Genomic DNA, 17310 nt, shown 5'->3' with positions numbered 1-17310 from the left:
CCGGAAGGGCTTTTATATTTGCTCTGATGTCTACCAACCTTGTAAACCCTATGCAATCTTCAGAAAGTATCGGGGCAAAGCTTTTCACTATTAATACCGGTCTTTTCAAGCTTGATGGCGGTGCAATGTTCGGCGTTGTACCAAAAGCCATATGGAGCAAAACCAATCCGGCAGATGAAAACAATTTGTGTACGCTGGCTATGCGTTGCCTGCTTGTTGTAGATGAAGACCGTGTAATTTTAATTGATACCGGCATTGGCAACAAGTTAAGCGATAAGGCTAAACCTTTTTACCATCTGCACGGCACTGATACGCTACATCATTCCTTAGCCAAACATGGCTTCACTACTGATGACGTTACAGATGTACTCCTCACCCATTTGCATTTAGACCATGTAGGCGGTGCTGTTGACAATGACAACGGCACCTTAGCCCCGGCATTTAGAAATGCTACCTACTGGACAAATGAGGAGCATTGGAATTGGGCAACTGTTAATCCTAATGAGCGTGAAAAAGCATCTTTTCTTAAGGAGAACCTGGAACCATTAAAAGATAGCGGCAAACTAAAATTTATTGAGGTACGTGATGGTGTACAATTTAGCCGCAACATCAAATTGTTTTTTGTATCGGGCCACACCAAAGCAATGATGTTGCCTCTTATACATTACAAAAACAAGGAAGTATTTTTTATTGCCGATTTGGTACCCACCGCCGGTCACTTGCCTATAGCCTATGTGGCATCTTATGACATGTTTCCGTTGCAGGCTATGGCAGAGAAAAAGACATTTTTACAACAGGCTTTATTAAACAATTACGTATTGTTTCTTGAACACGACCCAATCAATGAGTGCTGCACCGTAAAAGAAACCGAAAAAGGAATACGTGTAAAAGATGTATTTAAGCTGACAGATATTTAAGTGAATATCGACAGTTTGGTACAACTTATGATAAGTTATTATAAATATTGAACATGTGCTGTAAATGTTGCGATAGTAATAATTTTGTAATTATCAAATAAGAGTAGTAAATTTCAGCAACATTGTGTACCTTTGCACGTTCAATTCTAAAACAAGAATCGAGGTAATAATTAATGAGACAACTCAAAATAACCCAATCCATTACCAACCGTGAGTCGCAGTCGTTAGACAAATACTTACACGAAATTGGTAAGGTTGACCTGATAACTGCCGAAGAAGAAGTAATACTAGCACAAAAAATACGCGAAGGCGACCAGGCTGCTCTAGAGCGCCTAACCAAAACCAACCTGCGTTTTGTGGTATCGGTAGCCAAACAATATCAAAATCAAGGTTTAACGCTGGGCGATTTAATTAACGAAGGTAACCTGGGTTTAATTAAAGCGGCCAAACGTTTTGACGAAACTAAAGGTTTCAAATTCATTTCATACGCCGTTTGGTGGATCCGTCAATCTATTTTGCAGGCCATTGCCGAGCAATCTCGTATTGTGCGTTTACCATTAAATCAGGTAGGTTCGTTAAGTAAAATAAGCAAGGCTTTCTCTAAATTAGAGCAAGAGTATGAGCGCGAGCCATCACCTGAGGAGTTGGCCGACATTTTGGAAACCACCGTTGACAAAATATCTGATACGCTGAGCAATTCAGGCCGTCATGTATCAATGGATGCGCCATTTGTACAGGGTGAAGAAAACACATTGTTAGACGTACTTGAAAATCAGGAACCAAATACCGACTCCATCCTGATTAACGAGTCGTTATCTGAAGAAATCAAGCGTTCACTTTCTACTTTAACCGAACGCGAGCGCGAAATCATTGTATTATTCTTTGGCTTAGGTACCAATCATCCTCTATCTTTAGAAGAAATTGGCGAGAAGTTTAACTTAACCCGCGAGCGTGTACGTCAAATTAAAGACAAAGCATTGCAGCGCTTACGTCACACTTCACGTAGCAAAATATTGAAATCATACTTAGGTTAATAAATACCTGATGCATACAGAGCCTCCAATGAACAATTGGAGGCTTTTTTGTTTTATGCTTATATGCTGCTGCCTGCCAATTATGAAAGCCTCACACCTGCCCAGGCCATTGCTTGTCATCAGGATATGCGCAGGCATATCAACATCAGTCATCTCGATAAGCCAATAAGCATTATTGGCGGTGCAGATATATCAATAAATAAGCATGAAGAAACACAATACGCGGGCATTGTATTGTTTACTTATCCTGAGCTAAAAATCATCGGCCAAACATCAGCTGTATGGCGTACGTCTTTTCCGTACATTCCTGGGCTGCTAGCCTTCCGTGAAGTGCCAGCCTTGCTTGAAGCTTGGAATAAGCTTGAAATTAAACCAGACTTGATGATACTTGACGGCCAGGGAATAGCTCACGAGCAGCGCATGGGTCTGGCAACACATTTTGGCTTACTAACTGATGTACCATCAATAGGCAGCGCTAAAAACCGGCTTAATGGCAAATACAATGAACCTGCAAATGAACACTTTGCTCAAAGCTATTTATATGATCAAAATGAAGTGATTGGTGTTGCATTACGCAGCAAAAAAAACTGCAAGCCCATCTTTGTATCGCCGGGACACAAGGTTGATATGCAGCAAAGTATAGATATTATTAAGAACTGCATACGTGGTTACCGTATACCCGAGCCAACCCGGCACGCCCACAACTTTGTGAACCAGGTACGACTGGCACACGGCGATAAATCAAACGCCCAATTAAGCATGTTTTAGCAGCAGTTAGTCTTCCTGTACAAACATTATCAAAATATATTCCGCCTATACTAAAAGCCACGCCCATGAGTTAAGTAATTAACCTTTATTACTACTCACTTCAATGCAAAACCTTCTCAGGCTTTTTATACATTTTACAAAGCCTTTTTGGCTTTACCACTTCATTTTTACTGTTCTTGGTTTTTATATTATAGCCGGTGGCGGTTTGGTTGCGTTAATACTTGCATTACCACTTAAGCTTGCCGGTTACCTGGGTATGTTTGCTTACCAAACGTTTTTTGCCTCACAAGAGTTCTTCTACTATCGCAATGCAGGTGTTACTATTCGAAGTTTGTTTATGCTCACTTTTGCAATTGATATGCTATTGTTCATCACCGCTGTTACTATTTACTTAAGCTTAAAAAGTAGTCATGCTTAAAGTTGACAGCGTATTGCTTGAGTTTGATAACCGAAAAATTCTTCAGGACATATATATTGATTGCCGGCCCGGCGAGGTAACCGGCTTATTAGGACGTAATGGCTGTGGCAAGTCGAGCTTGCTGCGCATTATATTCGGTGTGTTGAAGCCCGCCTATAAGTACATCAATATTGATGGTAATTATATAAACAACGGCTACTCAAGCGGCAAAATTGCTTACTTGCCACAGCACAATTATTTACCTAAACACATCAAAATATCGGAACTTGCAAAGTCACTGATTAGTAATGAGGACTGGGACGAGTTTACTGCTTATGACACTTTTCAAGAAATCAGTAATAAAAAACCAGGTGAGCTTTCTGGCGGGCAACTCCGTAAATTAGAAACCTTGATAATATTGTACAGCAAGGCAGATTACATCTTGCTCGACGAGCCTTTCACGCATATATCACCCATACAAGCTGAGGAAATTAAAGCCATCATTAAGAAACGTTCAGCTTTTAAAGGTATAATAATTACCGATCATCAGTACCGAAATATATTAAAAGTAAGCGATAAAATTGTATTATTGAGCAATGGCACTACCAAGGTAATTACCAGTAACGATGAATTAGTTACCTACGGATATCTTAGCAGCCTTTAAATACCTACATTATGAAGATACCTATTTACCAGGTTGATGCCTTCACCAGTGATTTGTTTGGCGGTAACCCCGCAGCTGTTTGTCCGCTGCAAGACTGGTTACCCGAGGCAACTATGCAAAATATTGCAGCAGAGAACAACCTAGCCGAAACAGCTTTTTTTGTTAAAACTCAAAATGGCTATCACTTACGCTGGTTTACACCTGAGTTGGAAATTGATTTGTGCGGACATGCAACGCTTGCTGCAGCTCATGTTATTTTCACCGAATTAAATTACACTGGTAGCTTGATACATTTTGAAACAGAAAAAGCAGGCATACTTACAGTTTCAAAAAATGGTGAACGTTATACGCTTGATTTCCCCTCGCGCCCGCCCCACCCTGCCGAAATGCCCGATGGATTATTGGAAGGTGTAAATGGAAAAATCCCAAAAGCAGTTTTACGCTCGCGCGATTACTTTTTGGTGTATGAAAACGAGCAGGATATTGTTGACATGAAACCTAATCATATAGCACTTGCCAAGGTTGACACCATTGGCGTTATTGTAACTGCGCCGGGCAAGGATGCAGATTTTGTTTCACGGTTTTTTGCACCGGGCGCCGGTGTGCCCGAAGACCCGGTTACCGGTTCGGCTCATTGTAACCTAATACCCTACTGGGCCGAACGTTTGGATAAAACCGAACTTCATGCCTACCAGCTATCAGCCCGTAAAGGCGAGCTTTGGTGCGAGCTTAAAGGTGACAGGGTACTGATGAGCGGCAATGCCGTGACTTATTTAAAGGGTGACATTTATATTTAACTCGTATGCTACTATAATAATTTATAAGCCATCTAACTTACAATCACTTTAAGAGCTGCTTCCTAAAATCAGATAAATTATTAGTTATTAGCTTTATACAGAAACAATCTGACATTAAGAGAACTATTTGATCTGCACATGCCAGGCAAGAAAATCTTCTATATTTTTCGTTACTTTGAAGTAATAAAACTATTGAAGGTACGCTGGCTGGCAAATGCAGTTAACTAAATTAGAGGTCAAAGGGTTTAAAAGCTTTGGCGATAAAATAAGCATTAATTTTAACGAAGGGGTTACCGCTATTGTTGGCCCTAATGGTTGCGGCAAATCAAACGTTGTCGATTCCATACGTTGGGTTTTAGGAGAGCAAAGTACCAGGGCACTACGGTCAGAGAAGATGGAAAACATCATTTTCAATGGCACCCGCAGCCGTAAGCCAGCCAACCTGGCCGAAGTTTCATTAACGTTTGATAATACCAAAAATGTACTTCCTACTGAGTTTTCGCAGGTAACGCTTACCCGTAAGCTATACCGTACAGGTGAAAGCGAATATCGCCTGAATGATGTACAGTGCCGCCTGAAAGATATTACCGACCTTTTCTTAGACACAGGCATTGGTTCTGACTCCTACTCTATCATAGAATTAAAGATGATAGATGAGATCATCACTAACAAAGAAGGTTCGCGGCGTAACTTGTTTGAGGAAGCGTCAGGCATTTCCAAATACAAGCTGCGCAAAAAGCAAACCTTCAATAAGCTGAAAGATACCGAAGCTGATTTAGAACGTGTACAGGATTTGCTTTTTGAAATTGAAAAGAATCTGAAAACACTCGAAAATCAGGCAAAAAAGACCGAGCGTTACTATCGTTTAAAAGAACAGTACAAAACGCTGAGTGTTATGCTGGCGTCATTCCGTATTGTGTCATTCAGTGATTCATTGCAGCGTATTGAGGAACAAGAACAAAAGCACAGGGAAGAACGCTCGGGCATTACCACAAAGATTGATACCCTTGAAGCCGCCTTACAGCAGCAGAAACTTGATAACATCACCAAGGAAAAGAACCTGTCTGTTCAGCAAAAAGCTACCAACGAGTACGTAAGTAAGATACGCGCTTATGAAAGCGAAAAGAAAATCAAGAACGAGCAGCTAAAGTTTCAGCGTGATAAGGAAGCCCGCTTGAAGGAAGAGTTGGAACGAGATAAAAATCAACTTAACCACGTACTGTATAATATTAAACGCCTGAGTGAGGAAAAGCTACAGGAAGATGAAAATCTTGAAAGCGTACGCAACAAAGTAGCCGAGTTGAAACAGGCTGTTGACGAGCTTCGCCAAGACCAAACAGCTGCTCGGGCCGAATTGAATGAGCTTACCAGTATCAATAACCGGCTGCAAAATCAAATTTATCAAACCGAGAAAGATCTTGATATATTACGCATACAGCAACAAGCGTTGGAACAGGAAAGCCAGCGTAATATGGAAGACACAGCAAGCCGCGAGGTGGAACTGTCGCACTTTAACCAATTAGTAGCAGAGCTACAAAACCGAACAGAAACCGCCGAGGCAGAACAATGTGCGGCGGTGGAGTTTGAAACACAATTGCAGGAACAGATTAAAGATACTGAGGCGGCAATTAATGACAGTAAAGACCGCATATCTCGCCTGGGCAGGCAACTCGATGCCAAGCAAAACGAGTACAACCTTACCAAAAGCATGGTTGATAACCTTGAGGGCTTCCCAGAATCTATACGTTTTCTAAAAAAACATACTGATTGGGCAAAAAGCATCACCTTATTCAGCGACATTCTTTTTTGTCGTGAGGAGTTCCGTATTGCCATTGAAAATTACCTCGAACCACTAATGAACTATTTTGTGGTTGAAGATTATGATAATGCTATCAAGGCAATAAACCTATTACGTAATGCGTCACGCGGGCGAGCTCAGTTTTTCATTTTAAATCACTATACTTCGTTAACATCCACTCAAACTGGTGATTTTAATACAGGATGGGTACCTGCGCTTGATGTAATTGAGGTTGATATACGCTACCGCACTTTGTGTAATCACCTGTTACGTAATGTTTATTTAGTTGATGATACTTCAGAGGCATCACTTAACAACTCAGTGGTTCCGGAAGGTGTTATTCTGTTAGGTAAAAGTGGTAAGTTCAGCAAATCAGTATTAAGCATGGCCGGTGGCTCGGTTGGGTTGTTTGAAGGCAAGCGTATTGGCCGGGCTAAAAACCTCGAAAACCTGGCAAAAGAAATAAAGCAAAGCGAACAGGAAATTGCTGCACTGAAAGCCCACCAGGAAACCATGCAAAGCAAGCATGTTGCCTTAAAAGCATCAGGTAAAGCAGCCGAAATACAGCAAAAACAGCTGGAGCTTAACCGCCTCAATACCGAGCTGGTTACCGTTACCACACGCCGCGAGCAATATCAAACCTTTATTACTAACAGTCGTAACCGTAAGGAGGATATAGCGCGCAAAATTGCTACTATACAAGAGGATGAACACAAGCTTATTCCTCAGATAGCCGAGCTTAAAACCCAGAAAGAAATACAAAGCGATTTGCTGCTTGATAAGCAACAAGCCTTTAATGAGTTGAATGAGTATACCACCGTACAAAGCAACGCTTATAACCAGGAGAATATTCGTTTTCATCAGCAGCAAAACAAAGTATCGGGGTTAGTGAAAGATTTGGAGTACCGCGAGACACAGCAGGAAAGCCTTGAAACCCGCATTCAAAACAATAATGCAGAAATGGAAAAGGTACAGGTGGCCTTGCTGGAAACGCTTAAGCATACTGATTTTTCAGACGACGAGCTATTGGAAATGTATAGCCAGCGCGAGGAACTGGAAAAAGCAACCAAGGCAGCCGAACAGGAGTACTACGAAATGCGTGGGCATATAACCGAAACGGAAGCCGCAGTTACACAATTACGCCGGCAAAAAGACCATGCCGACCTTATTGAGAACGAACTAAAGGACAAACGTACTAACTTAAAGCTTGAGCTTAACGCCTTGAAAGAGCGCCTCTCTGTAGAGTTTAACCTCGACATAAACGACTTGCTGGAAACCGAAGTGCCTGCAGAAGAAAACGAAGACGATTTGCGCGATAAGACAGAGAAGCTTAAACGCCAGTTAGATGAATTTGGAGCCATTAACCCAATGGCTTTAGAAGCATTTAAGGAAATGAATGAGCGTTACGAGTTTATTCAAAGCCAGAAAAAAGATCTTATGGAAGCTAAGGCATCATTGCTTTCAACCATTCAGGAGATTGATGACACGGCTAAAGACAAGTTTATGCATTCGTTTATGATGGTGCGTGAAAACTTTATCAAAGTTTTTCGTTCATTATTTAACGAGGAAGATTCATGCGACCTTGTATTGACCGACCCCGACCGTCCGCTGGAGTCGGATATTGACATTATTGCCAAACCTAAGGGCAAGCGCCCGTTATCAATTAACCAGCTTTCGGGAGGCGAAAAAACATTGACAGCTACGGCCATACTGTTTTCGCTTTACCTGTTGAAGCCTGCGCCGTTCTGTATTTTTGATGAGGTTGATGCGCCGCTGGATGATACAAACATTGATAAATTCAACAATATCATTCGTAAATTTTCGTCCGACTCGCAGTTTATCATCGTGTCGCATAATAAAAGAACCATAGCCAGCACCGATGTAGTTTACGGTGTGACTATGGTTGAGCAGGGAATATCCCGTGTTGTCCCGGTTGACCTTCGCCAACTGGCCGACTAAATTTTTAGTGGTTAAGGCGCTTTAAACGTCCTTCGTGTATAGCACCATTAAATTGTTGTTTAACATCAATCAACTGATTGGCCTTACGTAGCATTTGATTCTCCTGAGTTTTTTCAGAAAAAGTACTGTTAAGTCCGGCTACGGTGTAGGTGCCTTTGTCTATAAAGTTTATAGCACGCGAAAACATGGCTTCGGTAGGGTCTCCAAAATCTTTGGTTACATCATCTTCTACCATAACACCCGGAAAGTTACCTCCAGGTATCATACCCTGATAAAAATCGGCTGTACCTGCCGAGTTGCGGCTTTCAAACTCAGCTAGGTATAAATCAAACTGAGATGCATTACCTAAAGGAATAGCAAAAAAGCCAACCGGTTTACCGTATGATGTTTTTCCAACTAATTGTACCCCCTGCGGTAACACGGGTTGCAGGTTATTAATCAGCAATTCGCTTGCCGATGCTGTGCTACCTGTAACCAGGAAGAATACTCGGTTTAAGTTTAAACTACCAACTTTGCTGAAGTTGAACGTGTTATTAGCTGTGGTGAAATCACCTGGATCTATTTTAAATTTACGGGCCAACAATGGATAAATGTTGCTTTGTAGCTTAGTATTAAAATATTCATTAAACATCAATCCACCATTGCGGCTTGATGGCACAAGATAGTTTGCCAGGTACTGCGAAGTTTCAACAGCGCCACCGCCGTTGTAACGCAAATCAATTACAAGTTCAGTTATACCATCAGCAGTAAACTTATTAAACGCCTCATCAATTTTTGCTTTAGCATTACTCATCACCGTAAAACGGCTGAATGCAAAATAGCCCACTTTTTTACCTGTATTGGTTGTAACAGTAGTAAACTTGGCAACAGGATTGATAGTGTATGAAGTTTTTGCTACAGTTGCGGTATAGGTTGTACCATTACGGCGGGTAAGGTTTAGCTTAACCGAACTGCTACCTAAGGCAGATGAAACGCGTTGGAATGCCGGATCGGAATTGGTGCCGGTAGTTAACGTTACTGATTGATCATTAATGGCAGTAACACGGTCGCCCCGGGTAAGGCCTTGCTGAGATGCCGATGAGCCAGGGTATACGTACCTTATACGCAAATCATCAGCGGCGGTATAAGTTAAGGCAAAGCCAAAGTCGCCGCCGGTTCCGCCAATTGAGGTTGCCGCCTGGCCCTCATCAACATAGGAATACTTGGCCGTCCCCGGATCGTTAGCATCATACTCATAAGGCTTTCCTGTTGATGTGTTTATTTTAATTTGTGACAGCGCATCTACCTCCGCCTGCAGTGCAGCCCGGTCTGAATTACCCGTAAATCTTCGGGGATTAAATGCCTCTGTAGACGGCAATCCGTCGTTCCATAAGTAAACCTCCTTGGCATACATGTAAACCGAATCGCGCAACAAATCTAAATTGCTGCCATCTTTGTTTTTGTCTTTTTTGCAGGATGTAAATGCTACTGCCAGCAATAGCAAATAAAGTAAGTTTTTTCTCATTCCTTCGCGGTTCTAAATCAGGCAATTAACGTACAAATATTTTATTTTATTACGTAATAAATTGATTAATAGTTTTTGTGTGCATCAATATAATCAATGCCACATGCCTGAGCACAAAGCTGGTCGGTTTCTGATGCGCCAATCATCACTATTTCGCGCCGTTGAAGGTTATGTTTTTTGATGAGCATATCTACCATATCAGGCTCGGGTTTGGCCACAATCTCCTCTGCAAAGTAACAGGTTAAGTATTTTTCAAGCCCCTGCCAGTCGGTATGCTTTATTTTATTAAGCTGCTGTTGCGGCTTTCCGTTGGTAACAATGAAAATTTGCTTCCTGTCTACCACAATATCCTGCAGCAGCAAAAGCATTTCCGGGTAAAGTAATAGCTTTAATGGCACCTGTGCATTTATAAGTAAATGCTCAAAATTGAACTTATACTTATCATCAAGCTTAAAACGTTCTTGCACCACGTTAAATACAGCACCGGCACCCTGCTCCTCATGAGTTTGCACCATAAGCTTTACCAATACTTGAGCATCAAGCAGCTCTGTGTATTCTAAAAAGCCTGCAAACAGGTAATACACCTGGTACAAGTAATCCTTTTCGGGGTAAAGCACATTATCGAGCTCAAAAACAAATGCGTTTATGTGCTTATCAATATCAACGTATTTAATCATGCGCGTTTATCAAGGTTATACCATATTCCTCAAATAATTGCAAAGCCGGGCTGAGTGCATTGCTTTCCTGCATGTTAAGCAGATATAACGTGCTTATGTTGTGATCAAGGCATAAGGCCAGCATTTGATGAGGATAAGTTTCGCTTTCGGGACGAGGCAACTTGACCATTGAACCGTTCTTTAACATAATTTCGGGTAACTCAAGGTAATCACCCAAAAGCACATGCTCCCCCGCTTTTTGATTTTTTAGCTGGTAAGCCTTTGCCGAGCTTGCAGCAGTAATTAATGTATACACGTGTTTTTATTAAACTATTAAGCCGTCTTTCATGGTCACCTTACGGTCGCTAAGATCGGCAAGGTCTTCATTGTGAGTTACAATGATAAAGGTTTGATTAAAGTTGTTGCGCAGATTGATAAACAGCTCATGCAAATCGCGCGCGTTGGCCGAATCAAGATTGCCCGAAGGTTCATCAGCTAAGATAAGGGCAGGTTCATTTATGAGCGCGCGGGCTACTGCCACGCGTTGCTGCTCACCACCCGATAGCTGGCTTGGCTTATGATGAATGCGGCTGCTTAAACCAAGCATTTCTAATAAGCTTGCGGCACGTTTTTCGGCCTGTGCTTTAGGCTTACCTGCTATAAATGCCGGAATGCAAACATTTTCGAGTGCATTAAATTCGGCCAGCAAGTGATGGAACTGAAAAATGAAGCCAATTTGCGTATTACGGAAATGGCTCAGCTGCTTGCTGTTTAATTTGCTAATTTCCGTATCATTTAAATACAAGCGGCCCGAGTCGGGCTTGTCTAAAGTGCCTATTATATTAAGCAATGAACTCTTCCCCGCTCCTGATGCGCCTACGATGGTAACAATTTCTCCTTTATTAACACTAAGGTTTACGCCCTTCAATATTTGAAGATTACCGTAAGTCTTTTTGATATCGAGCGCTTTAAGCATGTACAAATGTAATTGATTTAGTTGATTTAGCTACGGAGTAGTTACCCTTGAAACCTGTTGCCACAGATAAGGTTAAATAACAATTGTATCACATAGCAGTTTGCGGTAAATTAATGCTAAAGTTTTTACTTGTTTAGCATTGCATGTTATGCTTAAAAACCGCAATTATTTCATAAAAAAGCCATTCAAGTTTTAATACTCCAACTGAAATTGTAGATTTACCGCAAATTCTTCACAAGACATGAATATTCACGAATATCAGGGCAAAGCAATACTAAAAAGCTTTGGCGTAAGGGTACAGGAAGGCATTGTAGCTGACACTGTAGAACAGGCTGTTGAAGCCGCCCAAAAAATGAAAGAAGATTTCGGTTCGGACTGGGTGGTTGTTAAAGCCCAGATTCATGCCGGCGGCCGTGGTAAAGGCGGTGGTGTTAAACTTGCTAAAAACCTTGATGAGGTTAAGGAAAGAGCAGGCGCTATTTTAGGTATGCAACTGGTAACTCCGCAAACCGGTCCGGAAGGTAAAAAAGTACATAAGGTGTTAATTGCACAAGATGTTTACTATCCTGGCGAAAGCGAAACTAAAGAATTTTACATGAGCGTATTGTTAGACCGTGCAACCGGCCGTAACATTATCATGTACTCTACCGAGGGTGGTATGGATATTGAAGAAGTAGCTCACTCTACTCCTCACCTTATTCATAAAGAAGAAATTGATCCTAAAGTTGGCTTACAAGGTTTCCAGGCACGTAAAATTGCCTTTAACCTGGGCGTATCTGGTGATGCATTCAAAGACATGGTTAAATTCATCAGCGCTTTATACAAAGCTTATGATGCTACCGATTCGTCTCAGTTTGAAATAAACCCGGTATTAAAAACTTCTGATAACAAAATTTTAGCAGTTGATGCTAAAGTAAACCTTGATGATAACGCACTTTACCGTCATAAAGATTATGCCGATATGCGCGATACCAACGAGGAAGACCCAATGGAGGTTGAAGCAAGCTTATCAAACCTTAACTATGTAAAACTTGACGGTAACGTAGGTTGTATGGTTAACGGTGCAGGTTTAGCTATGGCAACTATGGATATTATTAAGATTGCCGGTGGCGAGCCTGCCAACTTCTTAGACGTAGGTGGTACTGCTAACGCTCAAACTGTTAAAGCTGCCTTTAACATTATCTTGAAAGATCCGAACGTAAAAGCTATCCTGATTAACATCTTTGGTGGTATTGTTCGTTGTGACCGTGTTGCTCAGGGTGTTATTGATGCTTACCAGGAAATTGGTGACATTCCGGTTCCTATCATAGTACGTTTACAAGGTACTAATGCTAAAGAAGCTAAAGAACTAATTGATAATTCAGGCTTAAAAGTGTTCTCTGCAATCTTACTTAAAGAAGCTGCTGAGCGCGTTAAAGAAGTATTAGCATAATTCTAGAAGATATTCACTCTAACTTTAAGGGTGATTTATTATAAAAAGCTGCATTTTAACGATGCAGCTTTTTTGCTTTTATGCCTATATGGTTGATAAATGATACCAACATTTCTTGATAAATGTCAATACTAATCTGTTTCGGCCATACTACATTTGTAATATAAATTTTTGAAATAAACATTTATGTGTTTAAACACTTAAATGATTATACTTGTAAAAGCAACATTAACAATTATAAGATTATGGCAACAACAAAATGGGTAATGGACCCAATGCACTCAGAAGTACAATTTAAAATAAAACACCTTGTAATTTCGACCGTTACAGGATCGTTCCGCAAATTTGAAGGTGAAGTTGTAACCGAAAGCGACGATTTTGCAGATTCAGAAATTGATTTTGCACTCGATGTTGACAGCATTGACACAACGCAGGAAGCCCGTGATCAGCACCTGAAATCGGCAGAGTTTTTTGACGCTGAAACTTACCCAAAGATCAGTTTTAAATCAACGTCATTGAAAAAAGTTAGCGGCGATGAATACAAGCTTGAGGGCAATCTTACTATAAAAGACGTAACCAAACTGGTAAGCCTTGATGTGGAGTTTGGCGGTTCGGCAGATGACTTTTACGGTCAAACTAAAGCCGGATTTGAAATTACCGGTAAAATAAACCGTAAAGATTTTGGTTTAACCTGGAATGGTGTTACTGAAGCCGGCTCAATTGTAGTTGGTGAAGACGTTAAGCTTATTATAAACGCACAATTTACCAAGCAAGCTTAAATCGCTCATAGCTTAAGCGATAAATACAAAAAGCTGCCTCACTAAGGCAGCTTTTTGTATTTATCGAAAATCCTCAGGCCTGGCGCCCTGGATGGCCGCACCCAATTTTTCAACCAGCTCCTCATCTAATGTACCTTCCTGCTGTTCCCAGCACTCAATTTCTTTACAAGTATGTACCAGCGTGCACAAATGCTCATTATTTGATACTACTATGTAAGCATCATTGCATGGAATTACCAACATGCTTATGAGGTTATCGCTGTCGTAAAAATCCAGTTCAATATGAAACGCGCCTTCATCGGCCGAGTTATCAAACTCCTCGAAATCAAATTCGTCTTGCTGCATAAATTTATTACAACCGCGCTGCGAATTTAGTTTGCATTAATAAAACTTAAACAAATTTTATAACATCCTGTTACCAACATACATTATCCTCACTACACAATTTCACTCTATGGAATCTCCCCTGGTATATTCGGCCAGCGCCAATGTAATGAAAAAGCATTTTGTACACCATTTAAACCGTGTTTACTTTGGTAAAAAATACTTGCAGCAACACTTGCCCGGCCTCACATCATTAGCATCATTTAAAAAATTACGTTTCGCAATTGACGAAGTATTAGAGAGTGTTAACAATCAGGTAAACCGTATTGAGCAAATATATAATGACATTGATGCGCAGCCTGATCATGAAAACTGCGTTCCTATCATCGCTATTTTTAAAGATGCATTTGAATCGCCTGACTACGGCGACGGAACTTGTTTACTTAACGACATTGATATTATCCTTTACCTTCAACTACTGGAACATATAAATATAACATCATACCGTATGTTGAAAATACTGGCGTCTTCACTTCAATATAAGAATGCCGAGCAATTACTTATTGAAAGCTTTGATGAATCGCGTGATGACGACAGGCTATTTCAAATGATTGCTGATGAGTATTTGAAAACAAATTGATATGACATTAACACTCCTGCTATCGGTTGATTAAATTATAAGCACAAAAAAAGCGGTCATTTAATAATGACCGCTTTTTTTATACTATGCTAATTAGGCGTTTTGAACTGAGGTATTCAAATCATCTGCCTCACCTTTTACTCTTGATTTTGCTTCATCAAATGCGCCTGAGGCATACTCTTCAGCTTGGTCTTTATAGTCTGATGCTGCACCTACAACGCTATTCCATTTTGATTTAGCTTTATCGGCCACATCATTGCCATAATCTTTCAAGTCGTTAGCAGCAGTTTGAGCTTTACTTTTAGTTTTGTCTACCAGGTCGTTTACGTAGTCGGCAATATCTTCTCTTAATTCCGAACCACTCTCTGGAGCAAGTAATAAGCCAATAGCCGCACCGGCAGCAGCACCCACTAAAAGTGCTGCAATAATTTTAGTTTGATCTTTCATTTTTACTTCTTTTTAGCAGATGTTTTATGATTGATTAACACTCACATGCACATACTGTTTAAATAAATTTCAAAAAAGACTAATACACTTAAACAACACTATATTTTTTTAATTAAGCAGAGGCAGTGAGAAATGGAATGCGGCACCTTTATCCTTTTCACTTACTACCCAAACACGACCGTTATGTCTTTTAATTATTTCGGCGGCTACGTAAAGGCCAATTCCAAAGCCCGAGAACGTTTGCTCGTTACGTCCTTCCACACGGTAAAAGCGATTGAATATTTTAGCTTGTTCTTCTTGTTTAATACCAATGCCAAAATCCTGCACAGCTATCACAACTTCCGTATCACCTAACGAAACATTGATATCAACACGGTCTGATTCGGGTGAGTATTTAATGGCGTTGGTTAAAAAGTTAGTTATAACCTGCGCTATGCGGTCACGATCTGCGTATATGGACACGTTAGATTTGCCTGTATAAACAATATCATGATGTGATGCAGTATGCTGCACTTCATCTACCGTTTCTTTGATAAGGTCATGCAGTAAAAATTCTTCGCTATTCAAACTTAAACGCCCGCTTTCCATTTTTGATACGTCGAGCAAATCGGTTATTAAACGTGTTAGCTTGTTTATTTGCTTATTTACTGTTGTTAAAGACTTAATAAGGAATTCGTCATGCTCGCGTTTGCTGTATATGGTAAGTAGCAGTTGTATATAGGCTTTTATAGAAGTTATTGGTGTTTTAAGCTCATGACTTGCCATGCCAATAAAGTCATTCTTTATTTGCTCATGCTCTTTCATTTCGGTAATATCCATCCCCGAACCTATATAACCGGCAAAAACGTCATCCTCACCTTCAAACCTGGGCACTCCCTTCATACCAATCCACCTGTACACGCCATCGTATGTTCGTTTCATGCGGTACTCAACGTAAAAGGCCTCTTGTTTGTCAAAAGCTCTGTTATAAATATCAAGCACTGCCTCAGCATCCTGAGGATGGAGTAGGTTGCTTTGCAAGTAACCGGTATCTGATAGCAGTTCAACAACATTGGCAAACTGCATCCAGCTTTGATTTAAGAATGTGGTACGTTTGTCAGCACCAGTCATCCAAATAAGCACCGGTGCCGAATCTGCTATACTTCTAAACCGCTCTTCACTATCCTGCAGCATTTGCTCAGTTTTCTTACGCTCGGTTATATCCATGCATGAACCCACATAACCGGCAAATTCGCCGCTGCTATGATAACGTGGCTTACCCGATACGGCTACCCATTGCATCTTTCCGTCCTTACGCTGTATTCTGAAATCTGAATGTAATGGACTTTTGTTATCTATACTACGTAAATAATCACTTATTACACGTTCCCTATCATCGTTAACAACAAAATCAATCCAGCCGCGGCCTAAGTGAGCCTCATAAGGCTGGCCGGTCCAGTCTATCCAGGTTCGGTTAACAAAAGTGATGTTGCCACGCTGGTCAACAGTCCATAAGGCGGTAGCCGCTGCATCAGTAATATCCTTAAATAATAGTTGTTGTTCTGCCAGCTCTTGCCGGGCTATGTTCCTTGCCGTAACGTCAAAGCCCATTATCATTACGCCGTCCATTTCTGCCTGGTGGTTACAGTACGGCGAGTATACAAAATCAAAGTAATAGTCACTTATAAGGCCATCATCGCCTGCTATTGTTACGTTGTAATCATAACTATTGGCAGCCTTGCAGCTATCGTATACCTGCTCTACCTTTTGGTAAAACTCCTCACCCAACTCAGGCCAGGCTTGCCTCATAGGTTTATTCAATACATCGCGGTTGTGCCACAGCTGTCGGAAAACCGGGTTCACTAACTCGCATATGCCATCGCGCCAGCGCAACATTGCTATTAAGCCGGGAGTTTGCATAAACAAACTCTTCAACTGCCCGTCGGTTTGATAAAAACTCCCGGAAAAATCGTTTTCATGAGTTGATGGTAGCATAAAACAGATGTTAATAACTAATCTCACTATTAAATAATCAAATAGCAAAAATTATTTCATTTACCCTTCGCGCGGCAGTTACAACACTTAAAAAAACAAACAGGCTGGTTTTACAGGTACATTTTTTGCACCTATTTAAACCAACGTATTGATGTATTTAATATTTTTACCTTAACGTTGACGATTGACTGACAAGTAAGCCTATAACTAAAACTACAATTTTGCGTTTAAGTGCTTGCATTCT

The 17310-nt window shown here is 40.8% G+C and carries 16 protein-coding genes and 1 pseudogene; 10 read left to right on the top strand and 7 right to left on the bottom strand.

Annotated features, from left to right (window positions below; all coding sequences use genetic code 11):
* The first annotated feature begins 50 nt into the window (after positions 1–50).
* From GO816_RS07985 to smc, 7 genes are all read left to right on the top strand, one after another.
* Positions 51–917: an MBL fold metallo-hydrolase gene (locus GO816_RS07985; protein ID WP_157541944.1), complete on the top strand. Its 867-nt coding sequence runs from the start codon at positions 51–53 to the stop codon at positions 915–917.
* Between the two features lie 173 nt (positions 918–1090).
* Complete coding sequence (locus tag GO816_RS07980; protein ID WP_090466905.1) at positions 1091–1951, top strand: sigma-70 family RNA polymerase sigma factor; 861 nt, start codon at positions 1091–1093, stop codon at positions 1949–1951.
* A gap of 36 nt (positions 1952–1987) precedes the next feature.
* Positions 1988–2719, top strand: coding sequence for a deoxyribonuclease V (gene nfi, locus GO816_RS07975; protein ID WP_232336525.1), 732 nt, complete (start codon positions 1988–1990; stop codon positions 2717–2719).
* A gap of 103 nt (positions 2720–2822) precedes the next feature.
* Entirely contained in the window at positions 2823–3137 is a 315-nt protein-coding gene (locus GO816_RS07970; RefSeq protein ID WP_157540945.1) for a hypothetical protein, read from the top strand.
* Positions 3130–3780 (top strand): ATP-binding cassette domain-containing protein, encoded by a 651-nt coding sequence (locus GO816_RS07965; protein WP_157540943.1) that lies wholly within the window; start codon positions 3130–3132, stop codon positions 3778–3780. The genes GO816_RS07970 and GO816_RS07965 overlap by 8 nt, the downstream gene beginning before the upstream one ends.
* A gap of 11 nt (positions 3781–3791) precedes the next feature.
* On the top strand, positions 3792–4577 hold the full coding sequence (locus tag GO816_RS07960) for a PhzF family phenazine biosynthesis protein (RefSeq protein WP_157540940.1): 786 nt from the start codon (positions 3792–3794) through the stop codon (positions 4575–4577).
* A 214-nt stretch (positions 4578–4791) separates the two neighbouring features.
* Positions 4792–8334, top strand: a complete 3543-nt coding sequence (gene smc / locus GO816_RS07955; protein WP_157540937.1) for a chromosome segregation protein SMC — start codon at positions 4792–4794, stop codon at positions 8332–8334.
* A 4-nt stretch (positions 8335–8338) separates the two neighbouring features.
* Here the strand turns inward: smc and GO816_RS07950 are convergent, their stop codons facing one another.
* The 4 genes from GO816_RS07950 to GO816_RS07935 all read right to left on the bottom strand — a co-directional run bounded on the left by GO816_RS07950 (position 8339) and on the right by GO816_RS07935 (position 11470).
* A complete protein-coding gene (locus GO816_RS07950) occupies positions 8339–9838 on the bottom strand; it encodes a S41 family peptidase (RefSeq protein WP_157540934.1) in 1500 nt (499 codons plus the stop codon).
* Between the two features lie 65 nt (positions 9839–9903).
* Entirely contained in the window at positions 9904–10515 is a 612-nt protein-coding gene (locus GO816_RS07945) for an HAD hydrolase-like protein (RefSeq protein ID WP_157540931.1), read from the bottom strand.
* Complete coding sequence (locus tag GO816_RS07940) at positions 10508–10810, bottom strand: hypothetical protein (RefSeq protein ID WP_157540929.1); 303 nt, start codon at positions 10808–10810, stop codon at positions 10508–10510. Before GO816_RS07940 ends, GO816_RS07945 begins: the two co-directional genes overlap by 8 nt.
* Before the next feature lie 9 nt (positions 10811–10819).
* Positions 10820–11470 (bottom strand): ABC transporter ATP-binding protein, encoded by a 651-nt coding sequence (locus GO816_RS07935; protein WP_157540926.1) that lies wholly within the window; start codon positions 11468–11470, stop codon positions 10820–10822.
* A gap of 238 nt (positions 11471–11708) precedes the next feature.
* Here GO816_RS07935 and sucC point away from each other — a divergent pair.
* Positions 11709–12902 (top strand): annotated as a pseudogene (sucC, locus tag GO816_RS07930) (ADP-forming succinate--CoA ligase subunit beta); the annotation flags it as partial.
* A gap of 245 nt (positions 12903–13147) precedes the next feature.
* Positions 13148–13681 (top strand): YceI family protein, encoded by a 534-nt coding sequence (locus GO816_RS07925; protein WP_157540921.1) that lies wholly within the window; start codon positions 13148–13150, stop codon positions 13679–13681.
* A 60-nt stretch (positions 13682–13741) separates the two neighbouring features.
* Here the strand turns inward: GO816_RS07925 and GO816_RS07920 are convergent, their stop codons facing one another.
* Positions 13742–14026 carry a hypothetical protein gene (locus GO816_RS07920; RefSeq protein WP_157540918.1) on the bottom strand — a complete coding sequence of 95 codons (285 nt, stop codon included), beginning with the start codon at positions 14024–14026 and terminating at the stop codon, positions 13742–13744.
* A 109-nt stretch (positions 14027–14135) separates the two neighbouring features.
* Here GO816_RS07920 and GO816_RS07915 point away from each other — a divergent pair, with 109 nt between their 5' ends.
* Positions 14136–14645, top strand: a complete 510-nt coding sequence (locus GO816_RS07915) for a DUF892 family protein (RefSeq protein WP_157540915.1) — start codon at positions 14136–14138, stop codon at positions 14643–14645.
* 93 nt (positions 14646–14738) lie between these two features.
* Here GO816_RS07915 and GO816_RS07910 read toward each other — a convergent pair whose 3' ends face one another.
* Together GO816_RS07910 and GO816_RS07905 are read right to left on the bottom strand one after the other, a co-directional pair.
* Positions 14739–15092 (bottom strand): YtxH domain-containing protein, encoded by a 354-nt coding sequence (locus GO816_RS07910; RefSeq protein WP_157540910.1) that lies wholly within the window; start codon positions 15090–15092, stop codon positions 14739–14741.
* A gap of 108 nt (positions 15093–15200) precedes the next feature.
* Positions 15201–17066 (bottom strand): PAS domain S-box protein, encoded by a 1866-nt coding sequence (locus tag GO816_RS07905; RefSeq protein ID WP_157540907.1) that lies wholly within the window; start codon positions 17064–17066, stop codon positions 15201–15203.
* Positions 17067–17310 lie beyond the last annotated feature (244 nt).

It is taken from the genome of Mucilaginibacter aquatilis, assembly GCF_009755275.1.
Lineage (GTDB): Bacteria > Bacteroidota > Bacteroidia > Sphingobacteriales > Sphingobacteriaceae > Mucilaginibacter > Mucilaginibacter aquatilis.
Note: the sequence above shows the minus strand (reverse complement) of the source record. Positions and strands in the feature narration are given on the sequence as shown.

Excerpts from the sequence above, each read along its gene's own strand:
- smc (WP_157540937.1), top strand. The coding sequence starts at position 4,792 with ATGCAGTTAACTAAATTAGAGGTCAAAGGGTTTAAAAGCTTTGGCGAT.
- GO816_RS07945 (WP_157540931.1), bottom strand. The coding sequence starts at position 10,515 with ATGATTAAATACGTTGATATTGATAAGCACATAAACGCATTTGTTTTT.
- GO816_RS07920 (WP_157540918.1), bottom strand. The coding sequence starts at position 14,026 with ATGCAGCAAGACGAATTTGATTTCGAGGAGTTTGATAACTCGGCCGAT.
- GO816_RS07925 (WP_157540921.1), top strand. The coding sequence starts at position 13,148 with ATGGCAACAACAAAATGGGTAATGGACCCAATGCACTCAGAAGTACAA.
- GO816_RS07915 (WP_157540915.1), top strand. The coding sequence starts at position 14,136 with ATGGAATCTCCCCTGGTATATTCGGCCAGCGCCAATGTAATGAAAAAG.
- GO816_RS07965 (WP_157540943.1), top strand. The coding sequence starts at position 3,130 with ATGCTTAAAGTTGACAGCGTATTGCTTGAGTTTGATAACCGAAAAATT.
- GO816_RS07985 (WP_157541944.1), top strand. The coding sequence starts at position 51 with ATGCAATCTTCAGAAAGTATCGGGGCAAAGCTTTTCACTATTAATACC.
- GO816_RS07935 (WP_157540926.1), bottom strand. The coding sequence starts at position 11,470 with ATGCTTAAAGCGCTCGATATCAAAAAGACTTACGGTAATCTTCAAATA.
- GO816_RS07950 (WP_157540934.1), bottom strand. The coding sequence starts at position 9,838 with ATGAGAAAAAACTTACTTTATTTGCTATTGCTGGCAGTAGCATTTACA.
- GO816_RS07905 (WP_157540907.1), bottom strand. The coding sequence starts at position 17,066 with ATGCTACCATCAACTCATGAAAACGATTTTTCCGGGAGTTTTTATCAA.
- GO816_RS07980 (WP_090466905.1), top strand. The coding sequence starts at position 1,091 with ATGAGACAACTCAAAATAACCCAATCCATTACCAACCGTGAGTCGCAG.
- GO816_RS07960 (WP_157540940.1), top strand. The coding sequence starts at position 3,792 with ATGAAGATACCTATTTACCAGGTTGATGCCTTCACCAGTGATTTGTTT.
- GO816_RS07970 (WP_157540945.1), top strand. The coding sequence starts at position 2,823 with ATGCAAAACCTTCTCAGGCTTTTTATACATTTTACAAAGCCTTTTTGG.
- GO816_RS07910 (WP_157540910.1), bottom strand. The coding sequence starts at position 15,092 with ATGAAAGATCAAACTAAAATTATTGCAGCACTTTTAGTGGGTGCTGCT.